This window comes from Ralstonia sp. 25mfcol4.1, assembly GCF_900104095.1.
In the GTDB taxonomy this organism is placed as follows: Bacteria; Pseudomonadota; Gammaproteobacteria; order Burkholderiales; family Burkholderiaceae; genus Cupriavidus.
In genome coordinates this window covers 179043-198062 of record NZ_FNJO01000010.1, presented here as the reverse complement: position 1 = coordinate 198062, position 19020 = coordinate 179043, and the positions used below count along the sequence as shown (strand labels likewise).

The following is a 19020-nucleotide window of genomic DNA, read 5'->3' as shown; positions in this document are numbered from 1 at the left end:
GCCAGCGGGTAGAATGCCGCTCCTCCCGCATTCATCGAAGTTCTCACGCACATGGCAGTGACGCGCAGTAAGAGGCAGGCAACGCTGATCGGGCTGGTCGCGGTCCTTTTGTGGAGTTCGATCGTCGGCCTGATCCGGGGTGTCAGTGAAAGTTTCGGGGCCACGGGCGGCGCCGCACTGATCTATACGGTCGCTGCCGCGCTGCTCTGGCTCACCGTGGGCCCGCCCCGCATACGCGTGCTGCCACGCGCCTATCTGATCTGGGGCAGCCTGCTGTTCGTGGCCTACGAACTTTGTCTGTCGCTGTCCATCGGATACGCCAACACCGGCAGGCAGGCCATCGAGGTGGGCATGGTCAATTACCTGTGGCCAAGCTTCACGATGCTGGCCGCCATCGCCTTCAACGGCCAGCGGGCCAACTGGCTGGTCGTGCCGGGATTCCTGGTGGCCATGCTGGGGATTGCTTCGGTGCTGGGGGGCGATCAGGGGCTGGACCTGGCCGGCATGGCCGGCAACGTGCGGGACAACCCGCTCAGCTATGGCCTGGCATTCGCCGGGGCCCTGATCTGGGCCGCGTATTGCACCGTGACGAGCCGGATCGCGCAGGGCAGGAACGCCGTGACGCTGTTCTTCATGCTGACGGCGCTGACCCTGTGGGGCAAATACCTGGTCACCGATGGCGAAACCATGGTGTTCGGTCTCAAGGGCTTCACGTACCTGGCGCTCGCGGCCTGTGCGATGGGGTTTGGCTATGCCGCCTGGAATGTCGGCATCCTGCACGGCAACGTCACCGTGCTGGCGGGCGCGTCGTACTTCATCCCGGTGATCTCGGCCGCGCTGGCGGCCGTGCTGCTGAACGCGCCGCTTTCCCTTTCGTTCTGGAAAGGCGCGGCAATGGTCTGCGCGGGGTCCATCCTGTGCTGGCTCGCGACGCGAGGGCGCGGCGCGCGTGCGCCGGCTGCATAGTAATCCGGGACGCGGGCACGGCCCGACAGGCACGCGAGGCGCGCCGGTCGGGTGCGCCTCGCGTACTCCAGCCATCAAGCCATCAGGCGACTCACACCAACCGCATCGGTCGCGCCGTTACTGGCACTGGCTGAGCGCGCTCGCAGCGTTGCTGTCGTCGCCGCGGAAGCCCAGCCACGAGCCTGGCCCGCTGGCGGACTTCCGCACGACGGCCGCGGACCCGGCTGGCGGCTGCTGACCGGGCACGTAGACATCGAATGCCTGGTCGTTGGCCAGCATGTATTGCATCCACACCTGCTGTTTGGTGGCATCCGCCCATTTCTGCCCGATGCATTGCGCGGCAGCCTTCGGCGCCAGCTTGCTTTCGCCAACGGCTCGCGTGGCTGCGGTTGGCGGCGGGGTGTAGGGAGCGGGCATGTTGGCGCAGCCTGCAAGCGTGGCCGCGGCCAGTACGACGATGACGGGATACTTCATATTATTGACTCCATATCCGATCGTGGAATGCACCGATGGCCCGCCCATCGAATGAGCTGCCTGCCGGTGCGTCTGGGTGTGCGGTACGTAAGCGATACTCCACGTCGTACCAGATACGAGTCTAGGCGCCAGATCCCCGATACGCCTATGCCCGATGCGCCATCTCGCCGTGTCGGTCTTTGTCTGATCCGTAAAACTGCCTTTGGGGAAACTTTTGCCCGCCGCAGGCGTCGCTATCTGCATATCGACGATCCAAGTGCGCAGGGGTGCTGATAGATGAACATGGCAATCGTGGTAGGTCATCCCTGGTTCGGCACGGCGATGGGTGCCGTTGCCGCCATTCTTTTGGGGCTGCTCGCCCACCGGTTAGGCGGCCTGCTGCTGTTGCGGATGACGCGCCATACCCCGGTACTGCATGCGATGGTGGTGAAGGCGCGCGTGCCCGCCAAGGTGGTGGTGCCGCTGTTCCTGCTGCAGACCACCTGGCAGGCCGCGCCCGACGACCTGGCCTGGATCAACAGCGTCCGGCATCTGAACGGCCTGCTGATGATCGTGTCCGTGACCTGGCTGCTGGTGCGCATCATCGCCGGGTTCGCGCAGGGTGTGCTGGACCAGCACCCGGTCAATGTGGCCGACAACATGGGCGCGCGCCGTATCCATACCCAGACGCGCGTGATCTCCCGGATCGCCATGACGCTGGTCATCGTGATAGGCGCGGCCATGCTGCTGATGACGTTTCCGGGCGCGCGGCAGGTGGGCGCAAGCCTGCTGGCATCGGCCGGCGTGGTCGGCCTGATTGCCGGTTTCGCGGCCAAGCCCGTGTTCAGCAACATGATCGCCGGGCTGCAGCTGGCCCTGACGCAGCCACTTCGGCTTGACGACGTGCTGATCGTCGAGGGCGAATGGGGCCGCGTGGAAGAAATCACCAGTACCTATGTGGTGCTGCAGATCTGGGACGAACGCCGCCTGATCATTCCGCTGCAGTATTTCATCGAGAAGCCGTTCCAGAACTGGACCCGCAATAGCGCCCAGATCATGGGGTCGGTCTTTTTCCACGTGGACTACGGCATGCCGCTGGCGCCGTTGCGCGAGGCGCTCACGCGCATCGTCCATGCGCGTCCCGAGTGGGATGGCCGATTCTTTAATCTGGTGGTCAGTGATACCACCGACAAGACAATGCAGCTGCGCGTGCTATGTACCGCGGCGTCGTCGGGGCTCGCCTGGGACCTGCGCTGCGCCGTGCGTGAGGCATTGATCGACTTCATGCAGCGCGAGTATCCGCAATTCCTGCCAAGGTTGCGGATCGAGGGCGACGGGGACCGGCCGGCGATGCAGCCCGTGCAGTCGGGGCCCGCCTGATCGTCGCCAAAAAAACAGGCTGCTTCCTCAAGGGGAAAGGAAGCAGCCTAATGTGCCGGAACGGAAAGTCATTGGCCGGATGACGCTACTGGCCAAACATTAACCATGCATTAATCCGCGCGCACACGCGCCCGCTTGATCGCGCATTTTGCTGTCCGTTTGCAAATCGGCAACGCTGTACATAACCGACACTCAGAAAGCGTTGACTCATTTAGAGGGCTGCCCCTACACTCGCCGGCAAAGGTTCCTCGCGGCTAAGGGTCAGCCGGAAAGAAACGGGAGCAGAAAAAAAATGGGCAAGCATAGCCCCACAAGGCAGCCGGGTCGCGGACGCACGTTCGCGCCTGCGCCAAACGGGATCGTCGGGATTATCGGGTCGGGCAGGGGTGCCATTTCGCGCGCCCACGCGCCGTCGGTCGGCTTCACGCTGGTCGAATTGATGATCACGGTGGCCATCATCGGCATCATCGCCGCCTTCGCATTTCCCTCGTATACCAATTATGTCGTCCGCGGCAACCGCGCGGCCGCCGAGTCCTACATGCTGGAACTGGCGAGCCTGCAGGAACGGTTCATGGTGGACAACCGCGCCTATGCTGCCAGCCTGGCCGCGCTGAATGCCCCGGCCACGCCGGCCAGCGTGTCGGCGTACTACCAGATCACCGTGACCGCCACCGCGACGCCGCCGGGCTATACGATCACGGCCGCGCCAATCGGCAGCCAGGCGTCGCGTGATACCAGCTGCGGCACGCTGGCCCTGACGCAGGCCGGCGACAAGACCGCCACCGGCGCTGCCGGACAGGCCGGCTGCTGGAGATAAGCGCATGCCGGTCGATCTGGGATCAGCAACCCGCCGGCGCGGCATGGCCGGGGCGAACGTGGGGGCCAGGGGCTTCACCCTGGTCGAATTGATCGTAACGCTACTGGTGTTGGCGATCCTGGCCACCATGGCGGCGCCTTCGTTCCAGCAATTCATTGCCGGCCAGCGCGTGCGCAATGCCGCCAGCGACCTGGCGTCGGCGTTTACGCTGATGCGCAGCGAGGCCGTCAAGCGCAATGGCATCGCGACGCTGGCGGCCAATGGCACGTGGTCGGCTGGCTGGGTCGTCACGGCCGGTGCCGAGCGCCTGCGTGCCTATGGCCCCTATACGGATATCACCGTCAGCACGGCCGGCGGCAACTCGCTGTGGGTTGGCAACGATGGCCGGCCCGGCAACGGCAGCCAGACGTTTCAGGTCTCGATGGGGGGCACCGGCACGTCGAACGTCGTCTGTATCCAGATCAACGGCACCGGCCGTGTGGCCACCGTCAGCGGAGCCTGCTCATGAACACGTCTGTCCGTACTCGCCGCTCGCGGCGTTCCGGGGGCGGCCAGCGTGCGTCGCAGCGGGGGGCGACGCTGATCGAGGTGCTGGTCTCGGTGGTGATCGTGCTGGTGGCGTTGCTCGGCACAGCCGGGATGATCGCGCGCTCGGGCCAGACGGAAATGGAGTCGTACCAGCGCGGGCAGGCGTTGACGCTGCTCCAGGACATGGTGGCGCGGCTCAACGCCAACCGGCAGGTCATCGGCTGCTACGCAAGCGGGCCGAACGCCACCGTGGCGGGCAGCACGACGGTGCCGCCGGCCGCATGCACGCTGGGAACCAACGCGCAACGCGCGGTGGCCGCCGCCGACCTGGCGGCATGGGGCGCCGCCCTGCAGGGCAGTACGGAGACCGATGGGGGCAACAAGGTGGGCGCGATGATCGGTGCGCTGGGCTGTATCGAGGCAATCGATCCCGCCACGCAGACGTACCGCGTCACCGTGGCCTGGCAAGGACTGGCCAGAACCGGGGCGCCGGCGTTGCCGTGCGGGCAGAACCAGTTCGGCAATGACGCGAACCGGCGTGCGGTCAGCGTGCAGGTGCGTATCGGGGTGCTGTCATGACGCGGCGCGATCCCGTGCGACGCGTCGCGTCGATGCGCCGCCAGCGAGGCCTGTCGCTGGTGGAACTGATGGTGTCGATGACGCTTGGCCTGTTGCTGATCACGGCGCTGGCGACGCTGTACTTCAATACCAGCCGTGCGCGCAATGCGTTTTCAAACAGCGCCGAGCAGATCGAGAACGGCCGATACGCGCTAGACATCATGAGCCGCGAGGTGGAACTGGCGGGCTTCTTCGGGCCTGCCAACGTGGCGGCTGGCGCGCTGGTGTCGGCCCCAGACCTGTGCGCGACGGATCCGGCGTTGCTCGGCTTCTCGGGATCGCCCGCCACCGTGCCGCTGGCCGTGCAGGGTTTCGCACCGGGCGCCGTGGCGCCATGCCTGCCCAACCTGCTGCCTGGATCGGAGATCCTGGCCGTGCGGCGCGTCAGCACCACGCCGGTGTCGGCGGGGGTGGTCGGCACGCCATACCTGCAGGCTTCCTACTGTGCCGACGACACGGCGCCGCTGGTATTCGGTGCCAGCGCCCCGGCGTTCAAGCTGCGCACCAAGGCCTGCGACAGCACGGTGCCGTCCGAACTGCGTGCGGCGGTGGTCCGCATCTTCTACCTGGCCGGATGCGACCTGTGCACCGGCACCGGCGACGGCAAGCCCACGCTGAAGATGGCGGAACTGTTCAATGGCGGCTTCCGCGTGCAGGCGGTGGCCAATGGCATCGAGGACATGCACCTGTCGTACGGGGTCGATCTCGATGGCAACGGCGCGCCGGACTGCTACGTCGCCGATCCCGGTGCCGACAACTCGGCAGATTGCACTGGCGCGCCCGCCTACGACTGGTCCGTGGCGCTGACGAACTGGCGCAACGTTACCGCCGTGCGGGTCCAGTTGCTGGCCCGCACCGCCGTGGCGACCAATGGCTGGACCGACCAGCGCACCTACGATCTGGGCCGGGCGCAGGCAAGCGGCCCGTTCCGGGATGGATACAAGCGCCACGTCTATGCCGAACTGGCCCGCGTTGCCAACGTCGCCGGTTCCCGGGAGTCCCAATGAGTCCGATCCGACATCGCCAGAAAGGCGTCACGCTGCTGATCACGCTGGTGTTCCTGGTCGTGTTCCTGATGCTGACCATCTCGCTGGTGGGTTCCAGCGTGGTCAACACCAAGGTGGCGGCGAACCAGCAGTACGGCGTGGAGGCGCGCCATGCCGCGCAACAGGGGATCGAGCAGGTCATCAGCCAGAACTTCACGGCGGCGCCGGTGGCCAGGACGGTGCCCGTCGACGTGACGGGCGACGGCAAGGCCGACTACACCGTGCAGGTCGCCGCACCGGTCTGCGAGACCAGCAAGCCGGTCAAGAACGTCGAACTGGACGAAAACAATGCCGACGACGTGTCCTGTTTCGTGGGCAACGGCAACAACAACACGGGCATCGTTACCGGCAGCGGCGGCGGGGGCGGCAATTCGCTCTGCAACGGTACCCAGTGGGACGTGGCCGCGACGGTCAGCGATACCGCCGTGACCGCCAGCCGCGTCACCCTGCACCAGGGGATTGCCGTGCGGGTGCCGTATGGCACCGCGTGTCCGTCCTGAACAAGGCCTGGCCGGTCTCCGGACCGGTCGCCAATCCGCATTCCAGCGCCGTTTTCTCCGACATCAGCACTCATGCGCATTTCTTCTCTTTGTCTGGCCCTTGGCCTGAGCCTGGCCACGGCGGCGTCTCCGAGCCTGGCGGAGGATATCGACCTCTACACTGGGCTGCAGCCCCAGGCGGGCAAGCCGAACGTGCTGATCATCCTCGACAATGCGTCGACGTGGGATGCCTCCGCCAACTTCACCTGCTCCACGGACGGGGTGGTCACCAGCAACAACGCCGGCAAGGACGTGGGCGCGCTGCAGTGCGCGCTCTATAACGCGATCAACTCGATCACGACGTCGCCCACGCTCTACGGCAACATCAACATCGGGTTGATGATGTTCGGCACCGGCAACAACGCAGGCGGCAAGATGCGCTATCCGGGCGCGGCGCCGTACAAGCTGCCGCTGATGGACAAAGACGGCATCTCCGCATTCCTTACCTACCTGAAGTCGATCGACCGCCAGTCCGACAATTCGAACAATTCGCAGGTAGGCGGCGCGATGCAGGAAGCGTGGGCCTTCTTCTCGGGCAACACGGGGCTGTCCGGCACCAAGTACACGTCGCCGATCGACAATCCGTGCCAGCGGAACTTCATCATCTACATTGGCAACGCGGTCAACAACGGCAAGCCGCAGGACACCGGCCAGAACGCCTTCGATTCACTGGTCAGCGCCGGCGCCACCAAGGCGCAGCAGCAGGAAATCGTGCTGGCGACCAACGCCAAGTACCAGAGTAACTGGGGCGACGAGTGGGCGCGGTTCCTGAACCAGACCGATGTGCAGGGCAACATGGACAACCGCCAGAACGTGACGACGTACACGATCGCGGTGACGGACGACAACAACCCGGACTATGTGCAGTTGGCCCAGAGCATGGGCACCAACGGTGGGGGCAAGTCCTATACCGTGAAGCTTGGCGATGCCAACGGCCTGGCGGCCGACCTGCTTTCGATCTTCAATGAGGTGCAGGCCGTCAACAGCGTATTCGCGTCGGTCAGCCTGCCGGCGTCGGTCAACGCGCAGGGGCAGTTCCTGAACCAGGTCTATATCGGCATGTTCCGGCCGGACGCCACGGCGGCGCCGCGCTGGATGGGCAACCTCAAGCAGTACAAGGTGGGCTACGACAAGACCGGCAAGCTCGTGATGCAGGATGCGACCGGCGAATCGGCCATCAGCAACGCCAAGACGGGGTTCATGTCGGCCAACGCGGTGAGCTTCTGGACGGCCGGCGTGCCGCTGTCGTTTTCGGGTGGCACGTATGGCGGGACGGTCAAGAACTGGCCGGGCGCGGGTTACTGGCAGAACAGCCCGTCAGGCGCCGGATGGAAGCTCGATGCGCCGGATGGGGAAATCGTCGAGAAGGGCGGCGTGGGCGAGATGATGCGCGTGCAGTGGCTGACCAGCCAGGATTCGCGCACGCTGCTGACCTGCAACGGCGTGGGCAACTGCCCGGTGTCGGCCGCGTTCCCCAGCTTCGATACGTCCAATAGCTGGCTGACGGGCTCGACGGGTCTGGCGGCATTCAATGGCGGCACCAATGGCGGGGCCACGATCACCGCGACCGAGTTGCCCAAGCTCATCGCGTGGATGCGCGGCCAGGACGAGGCGGCCGTCGATAACAAGAGCATCGCCGGCATCGAAAGCGAAACGGGCCCGGGCTCGCCCGTGACGGTGCGCTCGTCGATCCACGCCGATGTGCTGCATTCGCGCCCGGCCGTGGTCAACTATGGCGGCAGCACGGGCGTGGTCGTGTTCTACGGCACCAACGACGGCGTGTTCCATGCGGTCAACGGCAACCAGACGCAGGGCATCGGCACGGTGCGGCCGGGCGGCGAGCTGTGGGGCTTCGTGGCACCGGAATTCCTGGACAGGCTGAGCCGGCTCTACACCAACTCGCCTGAAGTCAAGCTGTCGACCACGCCGGCAGGCATCTCGCCGGAGCCCAAGCCTCGCGACTACTTCTTCGATGGCAGCACCACGGTGATGCAGGACCAGCGGGACCCGGCCAATCCTCGGGTGATGCTGTACCTGACCGCGCGGCGCGGAGGCCGGCTGGTCTATGCGCTCGATGTCACCAACCCCGCGAGCCCGCGTTTTGTGTGGAAGCGGTCCAGCGCCGATATCCCGGAAATGGGTCAGACCTGGTCGCAGCCGAAGGTGGCCCGCGTCCGCGGCAATGCGAATCCGGTGATCATCATGGGCGCCGGCTACGATCCGGCCGAGGACAGCGATCCGTCGCCGGGCGTCGATACCATGGGCCGCGGCGTGCTGGTGCTGGACGCCTATACGGGCAACATGGTGTGGTCGGCACAGCCATCCTGCATGGGCGCCACCGGTGCCTGCACGGCGGTGACAGGGCTGACCCGCTCCATTCCGTCGGACGTCACCACGGTTGACCGCAACAGCGATGGCTACGTGGAGCGGATCTACGTCGGCGACATGGGCGGCAACGTCTGGCGGGCCGATTTTGAAACCGTGGGCGGCACCGCGCCGGCCAACTGGACGATGAACAAGCTCGCCGCGCTGGGCGGCGCGGCCAATACCAACAATGCGCGCAAGTTCTTCTATGCGCCCGACGTGATTTCCACCCGCGGCTACGACGCCGTGTCCCTGGGGTCCGGCGACCGCGAGCATCCGCTCTACTCGGCCTCCGCCACGCCCGGCACGGCCTACAACGTGGTCAACCGGCTCTACATGATCCGCGATACCAACACGGCGGGGATGCCGGCGCTCTGGACGCCGTTGACAGAAGCGAGCCTCGTCGATGCCACGACGGCCGGCTACGACGGCTCGCGCTCGGGCTTCTACATCACGCTGGTGAATCCTGGCGAGAAGGCCGTGAACGCGCCGCTTACCGTCGCCGGCAATACCAGCGTCGGCACCAACACGCCTTCGGTGCCCAAGGCCGGCGTCTGCTACCCGAACCTCGGCACGGCGCGCAGCTACTCGTACAGCTTCCTGACCAGCGCGGGGCTGAATCCCGATCGCTCCATCATTCTGGATGGCGGCGGTTTCCCGCCGTCGCCGGTATTCGGCGTGGTGAGCGTCGACAAGGACGGGCAGCCGGTGGTGGTGCCGGTGCTGTTCGGGGTGGGCAACCAGAACAGCAGCGCGGGTGGCGACGACAAATCGGCGCTGGGCGTGCAGAAGGTGTCGCTGACCGGCGTGGGCAAACGCAAGCGCATCTACTGGTATCCCGAGACCGACCAGAAGTAAGCCGCCCGCCTGCCGTACCCGGCCGCAAAAGAAGAACGGGCAGCCCACGCTGCCCGTTCTTCCGTCGCTACGCCGCCGGCTACTGCGCGACAGCCACCTTTCCCTCCATTTCCGGATCGATCTGCTGCCCCTGTTGCAGCGTCTGCTGCCGGCGCAGCTCCTCGGTCGTGGTGCCCTGGCCGTTCGGTGCCCAGCCCGGAGGCATCAGCAGGTAGCCGATGGCGTGCGGCAGGTTGCCCGCTGCCAGCATGTCCTTGCCCAGGCTGATCCAGTGTTCGAACTGGTTGACCAGCGGGTTGTGCGTGGTGGTGGGGTGGACCAGGCCGAAGCGGCACGGTTCGTCGTCGCGCTCCGCCACGTAGGTGCCGAACAGGCGGTCGAAAAGGATCAGCACGCCGCCGTAGTTGGCATCGAGGTAGTCCACGTTGGATGCATGGTGCACGCGGTGGGCCGACGGGGTGTTGAACACGTATTCGAGCCAGCCCAGCCTGGGAATCCAGGTGGTGTGCAGCCAGAACTGGTACAGCAGGTTCAGGCTCAGCGTGGCCAGTACCACCTCGGGGCGCACGCCCAGGAACACCAGCGGCGCGAAGAAGATGGCGGTGCCGGTGATCTTGCCGGTCCACCCCAGGCGATACGCGGTGCCCAGCGTCAGTTCATTGGGCGAGTGGTGCACGGCGTGCGTGGCCCAGAAGAAGCGGATGCGGTGCGACGCGCGGTGATACCAGTAGTAGCAGAATTCCTGGCCGACGAAGAGCAGCAGCACGGCCAGTGCGCTGTTGATCTCCACCGTGAAGATGCGGTGCTGCCAGGCCAGGGCAAAGATCGGCGCGGCCAGCGACAGCGGCAGGAAGGCCATCAGCTTGCGGCCGACCATGTCGACCAGCGACAGGCCCATTTCATGCCACGGGTAGGTCTTGCCTTGCTGGCGGGCCTTGCGGGCCAGGACCGCAGCTTCGACCATCGACGCGGCGACGATGACGCCGGTGGCCAGGAGGGTGATTTGGTGGAGTTGCATGATCGTCCTTTCGGTTTGGCGGTGACGCTTGGCTTGTCTGTCGCTGCGTCGGTGAGCCAACTGTAGGGGGCGATCGGGCGGGGCGCCATGCGGGAAGTATGTCGCCCCGTGTCACCGCGCGGAAAGCCGCGCCAGGCAACGGTTTGCGGGCGACTGCGAGGATCGCCCGGCGGCGCCGTCGGCGCAGGCCGATGCGGCGGATCCGGCGGATCCGGCACATGCTTCGCCCCGGCGGCCCGCCGGTCAGGCAGGGGTCGCGCGCCGGGGCCCGGGCATCGGCCGACAGCCCTTACATGCGATACCGCACCGTCCCCATCACGCTGCGCGGGGCGCCGGGCAGGTTCAGGTTCGGGCTCGAACCGTGCCCGGAAACGATGTAGCCCTGGTTGAACAGGTTGTACACGTTGAGCTGGGCCTCGAACTTGCCGCGCCGGTACCAGGCCACCATGTCGGCGGTGACATAGCCCGGCAGCGTCACGGTGTTGGCCGGATCGGCCTGCCGCGCGCCCACGACGTTCAGGCCGCCGCCCAGTCCGAAGCCGTGGCCAAGGTCCTTGGTGATCCAGACATTGCCGGAATGGCGCGGCGTCAGCGTGGCCCGCTTGCCTTGCAGCGCGGGCGTCGACTGCGTGACCACGGCATCCAGATAGGCATAGCCGGCCAGCATGCGCCAGCCGCCGCCCAGTTGCGCGGCACCGCTCAGTTCCAGGCCATCGGTGCGCTGCTCTCCGATCGGGATCAGCGCGGTACCGGTGGCGTTGGCCACCTTGATATTGGTGCGCTCGATCCGGAACAGCGATACGGTGGTGCTGGCCTTGCCATCCAGGAAGTCATACTTGGCGCCCACCTCGGTATTGCGGGTCGTCTCGGGCGCCAGCTGGGCGTTGTTCGCGGCCAGCGAGAAGGCTTCGCCGGACGGCTGGAACGACCGGCTCCACGACAGGTAGTACGACTGCTGCTTCGACGGTTGCCAGACCAGGCCGGCGCGCGGGCTCCACGCATTGTCCGTGCGCGACAGGTTGGCCTGTCCCGGCACGCGCTGGAACGTCTCTTGCTCGAAGCGGTCGTAGCGCACGCCCACCAGCGCCTTCCACTGCTCGGAAAACTGGATCATGTCCTGCGTGTAGAGCCCCAGCGTCTTGAAGACGCCCAGGTTGCTCGTCCCGGGGTTGCCGCCGACCAGGCGCGGCAACGTGGGCAGTATCGGGTTGAACAGCGCAAAATTCGCCACGGCACCGGCCGAATTTCGCACCGGTGCCGTGTAGTTGATCAGGTCCTTGTTCTGTTGGCCGACTTCCACCCCGTACAGCAGCTCGTGCTTCATGCCCAGGAATTGCGCCTTCTGGGTCAGGTCGGTCTGGTTGAACCAGCCGTGCTCTTCACGATAGACATTGCCGTGGTTCAGCGTGAAGGTCTGGGCCGCTTCGTTGACCGCGCTCGTCAGCGTGTTGTTCCGCTCCAGCGAGTAATGGTAGTAGCGCGTGGCATTGCGGATCGACCAGTTCTCGTTGAAGCGATGGTTGACCGTGGCAGTGCCGGAGTACACGCGGCTCTGGCTGTAGTCCGAATCGCGGGCATTGGCGGCGCCGTAGTACGTGGACGGGTCCACTGCCACGGGCCGCCCCTTGTAGGCGGGAATGCCGAAGTCCGTGACGCGGCGGTCTTCAAGGTAGTCGGCCTGCAGCAATACCGTCGTCTGCGGCGCCAGGCGCAGTTCCAGCGACGGCGCCACGGCCGTGCGGTTCAGGAACTGCTGCGAGCGATAGCTGTTGGCTTCCTCGTGCGCAGCCGTGATGCGGAAGGCCGCGGCGCCATCCGCGAACACACGGCCCACATCGCCTTCGACGCGGCGATCGGCCCACATGCCATAGCTCAACGCGAAGTCCGTCACGTCGAGCCCCGGCTTCTTGGTCACGCGATTGATCAGGCCACCCGACGAACCCCGGCCATACAGCACCGCGGCCGGCCCCTTGATGACCTCGACGCGGTCGACGTTGGACAGGTCGCGAAAGTACAGCGCGTCGTCGCGAATGCCGTCGACGAACTGGTCGGCAATGGCCGAAAAGCCACGAATCGATACCTGGTCGCGCTGCCCGTCGCCCGACGAAAAACTCACGCCCGGCACGTTCTTGAGCACGTCCTGCATCGACGTGGCGTGCTGGTCCTGCATGACCTCGGCGGTCACCACGTTCACAGTCTGCGGAATGTCGCGCAGCGGGGCGTCGCTCTTGGTCGCGCTGACGGCGTTGGGCGGGTTATACCCGGCGCCCAGTTCCTTGCTGACGTCCGCCTTGACGGTGACCGGCGGCAGGTCTTGTGGCGCCGGCGCCGCGCCTTGCGCGTGAACCAGCCCGACGAGCAGGGCCGGACAGGCGGCCAGCGACCGGGTAATGCGGTGGGTGGGCAGATAACGGCTCATTTCCCTCGTGTAATGCGTTGTAATAATTAGAAATGGGAGCGATTATCATTTGCAAGTATCCCTGCGGTCAATGTGATTATTTCGGTGCAATGTGATTCAGCGTTTCTCGACCCCAGCGGTTTATCCGCAGGGATCCGGCGCGATCTGGCGAGGATCGACCGCTATCGCCTATCCAGCAAACGCTGAACAATGAAAAACCTGTTTCGCACTTGCGCACGCATTCATCGTGTCGCGGCTGTCTGCCGCATTGCGATGGCTTGCGCGTTTTGTCGGCACCTTCTCCGCATCCGCACGGGCTTTTTCGAAAGGCTTACATGAAGGTGGATGTTCGGTTTGACCAGGTTCGCATGGCACCAACGGTGGAGCGCGTGCTGATCACGGAGCCCGCTGACGCAGGTTCGCAGCTTGGGTCCGGCAACGAGTGGCAACGAGCCCTGGCATCGCTTGCCTGGCCGGGACAAGCTTGTCTGCCAATCAATAAGCAATAGAATCAAGAGGCTGGGCGCACGCGCAGGCGGGCGCGCCCCGAAGGGCAGGCGGGAGACGGGAATGGTTGCCATACGCGGGATGCTCGCGGGAGTCGTGGCTGGAGCGGCCTGGATGCTGGGTGGTTGCGTGGCCTATCCGGGCTATGACGCCGCCTATGGGACAACCTATGGCAGCTATGCCGGCAGCTACAGCAGTTACACCGGCACGGGGGATGCCAGCTATCCGATCAACGCCTACGGCACGTTCTACAGCGGATATCCGTACTACTACGGCAACTATTACGGCGGCTACTACGCCGGCTATCCCTACGGATATCCGTATGGCTATGCGGGCTGGCCCGTCTACAGCAGCATCTGGTTCGGCTACGGCTGCTGCGGGTATCGGGGTTACTACGGATATCGCGGCTACTACGGCTATCGGGGCTACGGCTACCGTGGCGGGTATGGCTATCACGGCTATGGCGGGGGCTACCGGGGGTATGGCGGCGGCTACGGCGGCGCGTATGGCAGGGGATACAGCGGCGGATATGGTGGCGGATATGGCGGTGGCTACCGTGGGGGCGGCCGGGGCGGTGGCAGGGGCCGCTAGGCGGCGCCCTTCGCTTGATCCTGGCCGCTACGGCAACTGGCGCAGCTGGCCGATGACGGACATCAATCTGCCGTGTGCCACCGTGACCGATGCCTCGTCCTGCAGGGCTTCCTGATAGCGCCGGCGGAATGCCTGATCGCCGTGTTCGCTGAACAGTTTCTGCGTGGCGCCGGCCACGGCGCGGCAGGTTTCATCGTGATGCTCGTCGCCGTCAAGCTCCTCGTCGATCTCGATGATCAGGCGCGACAACGGATCGAGCCAGCGGAAGAACGATTCTTCCGTCACCAGCTGCACGAACTGTCCTGCGGGAATCGGGCCATGCAGTCTTTCATACTGGCCGCGGTCATAGCCGATGACCTCCTTGTGGACCTGGAGCAATGCCGCCCGCAAGGCACGCAGCCCCGAGCGGCGGGTTTCCTGGGTAGCAAGGAACTGTTCGCTGGGCATGCCCATCTCCACTTTTCCTGTTCATGGGGCAGGCCGTATCGACATGACCTTCGGTGGCGTCCTCCCGGGGCCACCATTCACCCGCCCGTTGTTATCGGAAGCACACGTCCACGCTCCATGACATGCACGGTGTGCAAGTCAGTATAGGCACCGGCATGGCCCCAATCTAGCGGGCCCGCCTAGCGAAATACCCGTATTGCGGCCCTGCGGCAACCGATGCCCGCCATGCCGGGCGCGCCCTGTGGCGCAGGCCGGCATTGCAGTGCAACGTCGCGCCTGCGCGTGGCAGGCTTACTTCGCTGCGGGTAATCCCTGCAGCAACTCCACCAGGTATGGCTTCCAGACTTCGGGGTGCTGCAGCGTCTGGTGCCCGAACGTGTGTTCGCTCTCCGGCATCTCGACGAAGCGGCCGTGCGGCACCCTGCGCACGGTGCGCTGCATGACGCCGAGGTCCACCGCGTTGATCATGTCGTCGGCAAAGTTCACCGCGTAAAGCGGCGCGCGGATCTTGCCCAGGTCAGGCTCGGGGTTGTAGTCCCACGAAGATTCGAACCAGTACAGGTAATCGTTGGCGTCCAGGCTGCGGCTGTCGGCCACGGCCTTGTCGAAATACTGGTTCACCTGGTCGCGCGTGGGGGCGGCCTTCTGCAGCGTGGCGGCGCTCTGCGTCATCAGCGCGAACACGGGCACCGCGTTGGTCCAGCGCGTGGGCTGGCTGGCGTAGTTGCCGCCGTTCCAGTCCGGATCGTTGCGGATGGCCTCGATCAGCGTGCGGCGCCACAGCCAGTTGCGCCCGGACATCGCCACCGGCTGGCTGGCGATGGGCATCAGCGCGTCCATCATGTCGGGGTGGCGTTCGCCCCAGATCCAGGTCTGCATGCCGCCCATCGACGTGCCCAGCACCAGCCGCAGGTGGTCCACCTTCAGGCCTTCGGTCAGCAGCCGGTAGTGGCCTTCGACCACGTCGGTGTAGCCATAGCGCGGAAATCCGGCGCGCTGGCCGTCGCTGGGCTTGCTCGATCCGCCGCGGCCCAGGCCGTCGGGCATGATGATGTAGTAGCGCGAGGCGTCCAGCGGCTGGCCCGGAGCGAACAGTTCCTTCTGCATCAGCGGCGTCAGGAACGCGCGGCCAGTGCCGGTGGTGCCGTGCAGCAGCAGTACGGCGTTGTTGACCTTGCCGTCGGCGCCTCGCGTGGGCGTGCCGAGCGTGGCGTAGTGCAGCTTCACGGCCGGCAGTGTCTGACCATTCTGAAACCGGAAGTCGCGCACTTCGACATCGCCTTCCCTGGCCTGCAGTGGCTGCACCGGTTGTGCGGGTTGGGCGCAGGCCAGGCCTCATCCCAGCGTCATCGTGGCGGCCAGCATTTTCATGGCCGTTGCTGCCTTCTCGTGCATCGTTGTCTCCCTTGGTGTCGTATGAGCACGGGCGATCATACTGCAACGGTTGCTATGCCGAAGTGAGCCGCATCCGGGCCAGCAGCGGCAGATGGTCGGAGGCCAGCCGGGCCAGCGGCGTGCGATGGCTCGACACCGCCACCAGGTGCGCGCGCGGCGACGTCCAGACGCGGTCCAGCGCCAGGAACGGCAGCCGCGACGGGAATGTCGAGACATGCGGCGTGCGCTCGAAGTAGGCATGCAGCCAGCGCAGCGGGCGGCCCCACAGGAACCACTCGTTGACGTCGCCAAGCAGGATGGTCGGCTGCGCCGGTGCCTCGGCCAGCGCGGTCAGCAGGCGCCGCACCTGCCAGCGGCGTTCGCCGGGGCGCAGCCCCAGGTGCGTGGCAATCACGCGCAGCGCGAACGTGCCGGATTCGATCGCATTGCATTCCAGCTGTGCGTCGATGGCGCCGCGCGGCTCGCATCCCTTCACGCTCAGGTCGATGTGCCGCACCTTGACCGGCGGGTAGCGCGTCAGCAGCGCGTTGCCGTAGTCGCCATCGTCGCGCACCAGCGTCGGGCCGGGAATCGCGTGCAGGCCGGTGTGCTGGGACAGGAAGCGCAGCATGTCGAACCCCGTGCCGCGCGTCTCCACCTCCTGCAGGGCGATCATGTCGGCTCGCAGTTCGTTGATGACCTCGCAGATGCGCTTGGGCACGAAATGCCCGTCGGTGCCGACGCCGCCGTGAATGTTGTAGCTGGCCACGGCGATATCGGCATGCATTGCGGCCCTCGCCGCGTGGCCCGGTTCGCGTGCGGTCATCGGGCACCCTCGCCGGACGGCGGGTGGCAGCCGTGCGGCGGCCGTGGCCCCTTGCCGGCCCGCGCATGACCTTGGGCCGCGCGGCCGCGCCGCTGGCGGCGGCGCCGCAACACCCACCACAGCGCGGCGGGAATCAGCAGTACCAGCGCCAGCAGCGCGAACGTCTTCGGCTCGGGATGCCGGGCCACGGCCGCGATGCGGTCCACCAGCGACGCCGACACGATGATGCCCGGCGACATGCCGATGGCCGTGCCCAGCAGGCAGTCGCGCAACCGGATGCGCGACGCCCCGACCACCAGGTTGACCAGGGTGAACGGCGCCACCGGCACCAGCCGCAGCGCCACCATGGCCAGCAGGCCGTGCTGGCTCACCTTCTGGCTCAAACGGTTCAGGCGCCGGCCGCCAAAGCGCCGCACCGCGTTGCGGCCCAGCAGGCGTCCCACGGTGTAGCCCGCCGCCGTGCTGAGCACGGTCCCGGCCAGCGCAATCGCGCCGCCGTACAGGGGCCCGAAAACCACCACGGTCACCACGATCAGTACCGTCACCGGGAACAGCGCCAGTCCCCCGGCGACGAAGGCACCCATCATTGCCAGCGGGGCCATCGGCATGTCGTCCACGCGTTGCACCAGCGCCAGCACGTGGCGGAAATCGGCCCATTCGCGCAATGGCGTGTAGCGCCAGGCAAAGACCACGCCGGCCACCAGCAGCACGAAGGCCACCAGCAGCGCCACGCGGCTGGCCACATGCGGGCGGGCGTCCTGGCCGACGAACTCCGTCATGACCTGTTCGGCGTCGATGGGTTCCATCGGGTCAAGCAGCGTGGCATCGGGCAGCGCCGCATCCACGTCCTCGGGCACGGCGGGCGCAAAGGGTTGCAGCGTGCGCCCTTCGGGCCGATACAGCGCGGCCAGCGCAGCGTTCATGCGCGGATGCGCGGCCATGGCCTGGTGCAGCGCTTCGGGCGTGACGGCCAGATGCTCGCACAGCAGACGGTCGCGCATGGCGCGGATGGCGGCGGCAATACGCGGGTCGCCCCGGGATTCGATCACCAGGTTGCACTCGGTATCGAGCCCGAACGAGCGGTTGCTCAGGTTGGCGGAGCCGATTGTCAGCAGGCGGTCGTCCACGGCCATGATCTTGCTGTGCACGTTGACGCAGGCATTGCCCAGGCCGGGCACGTGCGGACAGTACAGCTGGAAGCGCCCATCCGGATCGGCTGCACGCAGCCGGCGGTACAGGCGCGCCCGCAGCACGCCCATGCTGGCCTCTTCCAGCCAGCCGCTTTCCGTGCGGCGCGATACCAGGGCGATGTCCGGCGCGTCAGGCTCGCGCAGCCGGGCGGCAAACGCGTCGGCGATCAGCCCCGAGCTGAAATACTGGTTTTCCAGGTAGATGCTGTCGCGGGCGGCGCCGATGGCATCGGTGTAGAGCGTGCGGATCTCGCTGATACCCGGTTCGTCGTCGCGTACGGGAAATGTGCGACTGATACCCACCGGCACGTTGGTGATGTCAGGCGCCACCTGTTCGGGCCACAGGTCGGTGGCCGGCGCCGGCGATGGTTGCCGCGGCACGCGCGGATGCCGTCCGGTTGCGCGCAGCCAGCGGTCGGCCGCCAGCTCGCCCAGCGCGTGCGCGGCCTCGCCATCGACCATGCACTGCACGTCGTGGAACGGTGCGTAGGGCTTGCCGTCGGGGTCCACGCGGCGCGGATCATCCGGCAGGTGGTGGTGGGTGTCCCAGCGACGAATGGTCAGGTCCAGCCCGCCAACAAACGCCAGCCGATGGTCGATGACCACCACCTTTTGATGATGCGAGGCGCCCACGGGATGGTTGCCGTCCAGGCAGAACGATAACCGCCGGTGAGCTTGCCAGTGCTCCTTGGCGGCGGGCAGGAATTCGCGCTCCAGCGCGAACACCATCGCGTAATCCCAGCTCAGCACGTACACGCGCAGGCCCCGGCGCCGGCGGCACAGGGCATTGAGGAAGTCGCGCAGTTCGGCGGGCAGGCCGTCCGAAGGGGCATCGGAAGCGGCGCCGCCGGAACCCGCTTCGGGCTGCAGCCGCATGCGGCTGTCGATATCCCAGCCCAGGATGAAGATGCTGTGCTCCGCGCGGGTCAGCGCCTGGCGTAGCGCGGGAAAATACGCATCGGCATCGACGAGCATCGCCAGCCGCGTGCATGGGGCCACGCGCCAGCAATTGTGGCCCGGGCGCAGCAGGGAGGGATTGTCGTCGTTCGTCATGGCGAACGGTAGGCTTCGCAAGTTTCGTACCGGTCGCGCGGCGCGCG

The 19020-nt window shown here is 66.3% G+C and carries 16 protein-coding genes; 9 read left to right on the top strand and 7 right to left on the bottom strand.

Translation table 11 applies throughout. The features are described from left to right. The first annotated feature begins 51 nt into the window (after positions 1 to 51). Positions 52 to 966, top strand: coding sequence for an aromatic amino acid DMT transporter YddG (gene yddG / locus BLQ58_RS18755; RefSeq protein ID WP_092601014.1), 915 nt, complete (start codon positions 52 to 54; stop codon positions 964 to 966). Between the two features lie 117 nt (positions 967 to 1083). Here yddG and BLQ58_RS18750 read toward each other — a convergent pair whose 3' ends face one another. Next, positions 1084 to 1440: a hypothetical protein gene (locus tag BLQ58_RS18750; protein ID WP_092601012.1), complete on the bottom strand. Its 357-nt coding sequence runs from the start codon at positions 1438 to 1440 to the stop codon at positions 1084 to 1086. 276 nt (positions 1441 to 1716) lie between these two features. On the opposite strand from BLQ58_RS18750, the gene BLQ58_RS18745 reads away from it, so the two are divergent. The 7 genes from BLQ58_RS18745 (at position 1717) to BLQ58_RS18715 (ending at position 9569) form a co-directional block, all read left to right on the top strand. Further along, a complete protein-coding gene (locus BLQ58_RS18745) occupies positions 1717 to 2799 on the top strand; it encodes a mechanosensitive ion channel family protein (protein ID WP_092601010.1) in 1083 nt (360 codons plus the stop codon). Positions 2800 to 3091: 292 nt separating this feature from the next. Beyond that, entirely contained in the window at positions 3092 to 3616 is a 525-nt protein-coding gene (locus tag BLQ58_RS18740) for a type IV pilin protein (protein WP_092601008.1), read from the top strand. A gap of 43 nt (positions 3617 to 3659) precedes the next feature. Beyond that, positions 3660 to 4124, top strand: coding sequence for a GspH/FimT family pseudopilin (locus tag BLQ58_RS18735; protein WP_092601177.1), 465 nt, complete (start codon positions 3660 to 3662; stop codon positions 4122 to 4124). Further along, positions 4121 to 4723 carry a type IV pilus modification protein PilV gene (gene pilV / locus BLQ58_RS18730; RefSeq protein ID WP_092601006.1) on the top strand — a complete coding sequence of 201 codons (603 nt, stop codon included), beginning with the start codon at positions 4121 to 4123 and terminating at the stop codon, positions 4721 to 4723. Before BLQ58_RS18735 ends, pilV begins: the two co-directional genes overlap by 4 nt. Then, complete coding sequence (locus BLQ58_RS18725; RefSeq protein ID WP_092601004.1) at positions 4720 to 5769, top strand: PilW family protein; 1050 nt, start codon at positions 4720 to 4722, stop codon at positions 5767 to 5769. The genes pilV and BLQ58_RS18725 overlap by 4 nt, the downstream gene beginning before the upstream one ends. Next, positions 5766 to 6308, top strand: coding sequence for a pilus assembly PilX family protein (locus tag BLQ58_RS18720; RefSeq protein WP_092601002.1), 543 nt, complete (start codon positions 5766 to 5768; stop codon positions 6306 to 6308). Before BLQ58_RS18725 ends, BLQ58_RS18720 begins: the two co-directional genes overlap by 4 nt. 72 nt (positions 6309 to 6380) lie before the next feature. Then, positions 6381 to 9569, top strand: coding sequence for a pilus assembly protein (locus BLQ58_RS18715; RefSeq protein ID WP_092601000.1), 3189 nt, complete (start codon positions 6381 to 6383; stop codon positions 9567 to 9569). Positions 9570 to 9648: 79 nt separating this feature from the next. Here the strand turns inward: BLQ58_RS18715 and BLQ58_RS18710 are convergent, their stop codons facing one another. Next, positions 9649 to 10587 (bottom strand): sterol desaturase family protein, encoded by a 939-nt coding sequence (locus tag BLQ58_RS18710; protein WP_092600998.1) that lies wholly within the window; start codon positions 10585 to 10587, stop codon positions 9649 to 9651. Between the two features lie 289 nt (positions 10588 to 10876). Beyond that, a complete protein-coding gene (locus BLQ58_RS18705; RefSeq protein ID WP_092600996.1) occupies positions 10877 to 13006 on the bottom strand; it encodes a TonB-dependent receptor in 2130 nt (709 codons plus the stop codon). 549 nt (positions 13007 to 13555) lie between these two features. Between BLQ58_RS18705 and BLQ58_RS29200 the strand changes: the two genes are divergently transcribed. Next, positions 13556 to 14083, top strand: coding sequence for a hypothetical protein (locus BLQ58_RS29200; RefSeq protein ID WP_175459950.1), 528 nt, complete (start codon positions 13556 to 13558; stop codon positions 14081 to 14083). 27 nt (positions 14084 to 14110) lie between these two features. Here BLQ58_RS29200 and BLQ58_RS18695 read toward each other — a convergent pair whose 3' ends face one another. The 4 genes from BLQ58_RS18695 to BLQ58_RS18680 form a co-directional block, all read right to left on the bottom strand. Next, positions 14111 to 14536, bottom strand: a complete 426-nt coding sequence (locus BLQ58_RS18695; protein ID WP_066740307.1) for a hypothetical protein — start codon at positions 14534 to 14536, stop codon at positions 14111 to 14113. Between the two features lie 285 nt (positions 14537 to 14821). Next, the gene (locus BLQ58_RS18690; protein ID WP_092600994.1) at positions 14822 to 15862 is read right to left on the bottom strand and encodes an alpha/beta fold hydrolase; all 1041 of its coding nucleotides are present in this window, start codon (positions 15860 to 15862) and stop codon (positions 14822 to 14824) included. Positions 15863 to 15977: 115 nt separating this feature from the next. Further along, complete coding sequence (locus tag BLQ58_RS18685; RefSeq protein ID WP_092601173.1) at positions 15978 to 16730, bottom strand: endonuclease/exonuclease/phosphatase family protein; 753 nt, start codon at positions 16728 to 16730, stop codon at positions 15978 to 15980. Beyond that, a complete protein-coding gene (locus tag BLQ58_RS18680) occupies positions 16727 to 18973 on the bottom strand; it encodes a VTT domain-containing protein (protein WP_139186138.1) in 2247 nt (748 codons plus the stop codon). The genes BLQ58_RS18685 and BLQ58_RS18680 overlap by 4 nt, the downstream gene beginning before the upstream one ends. Between the last annotated feature and the right edge of the window lie 47 nt (positions 18974 to 19020).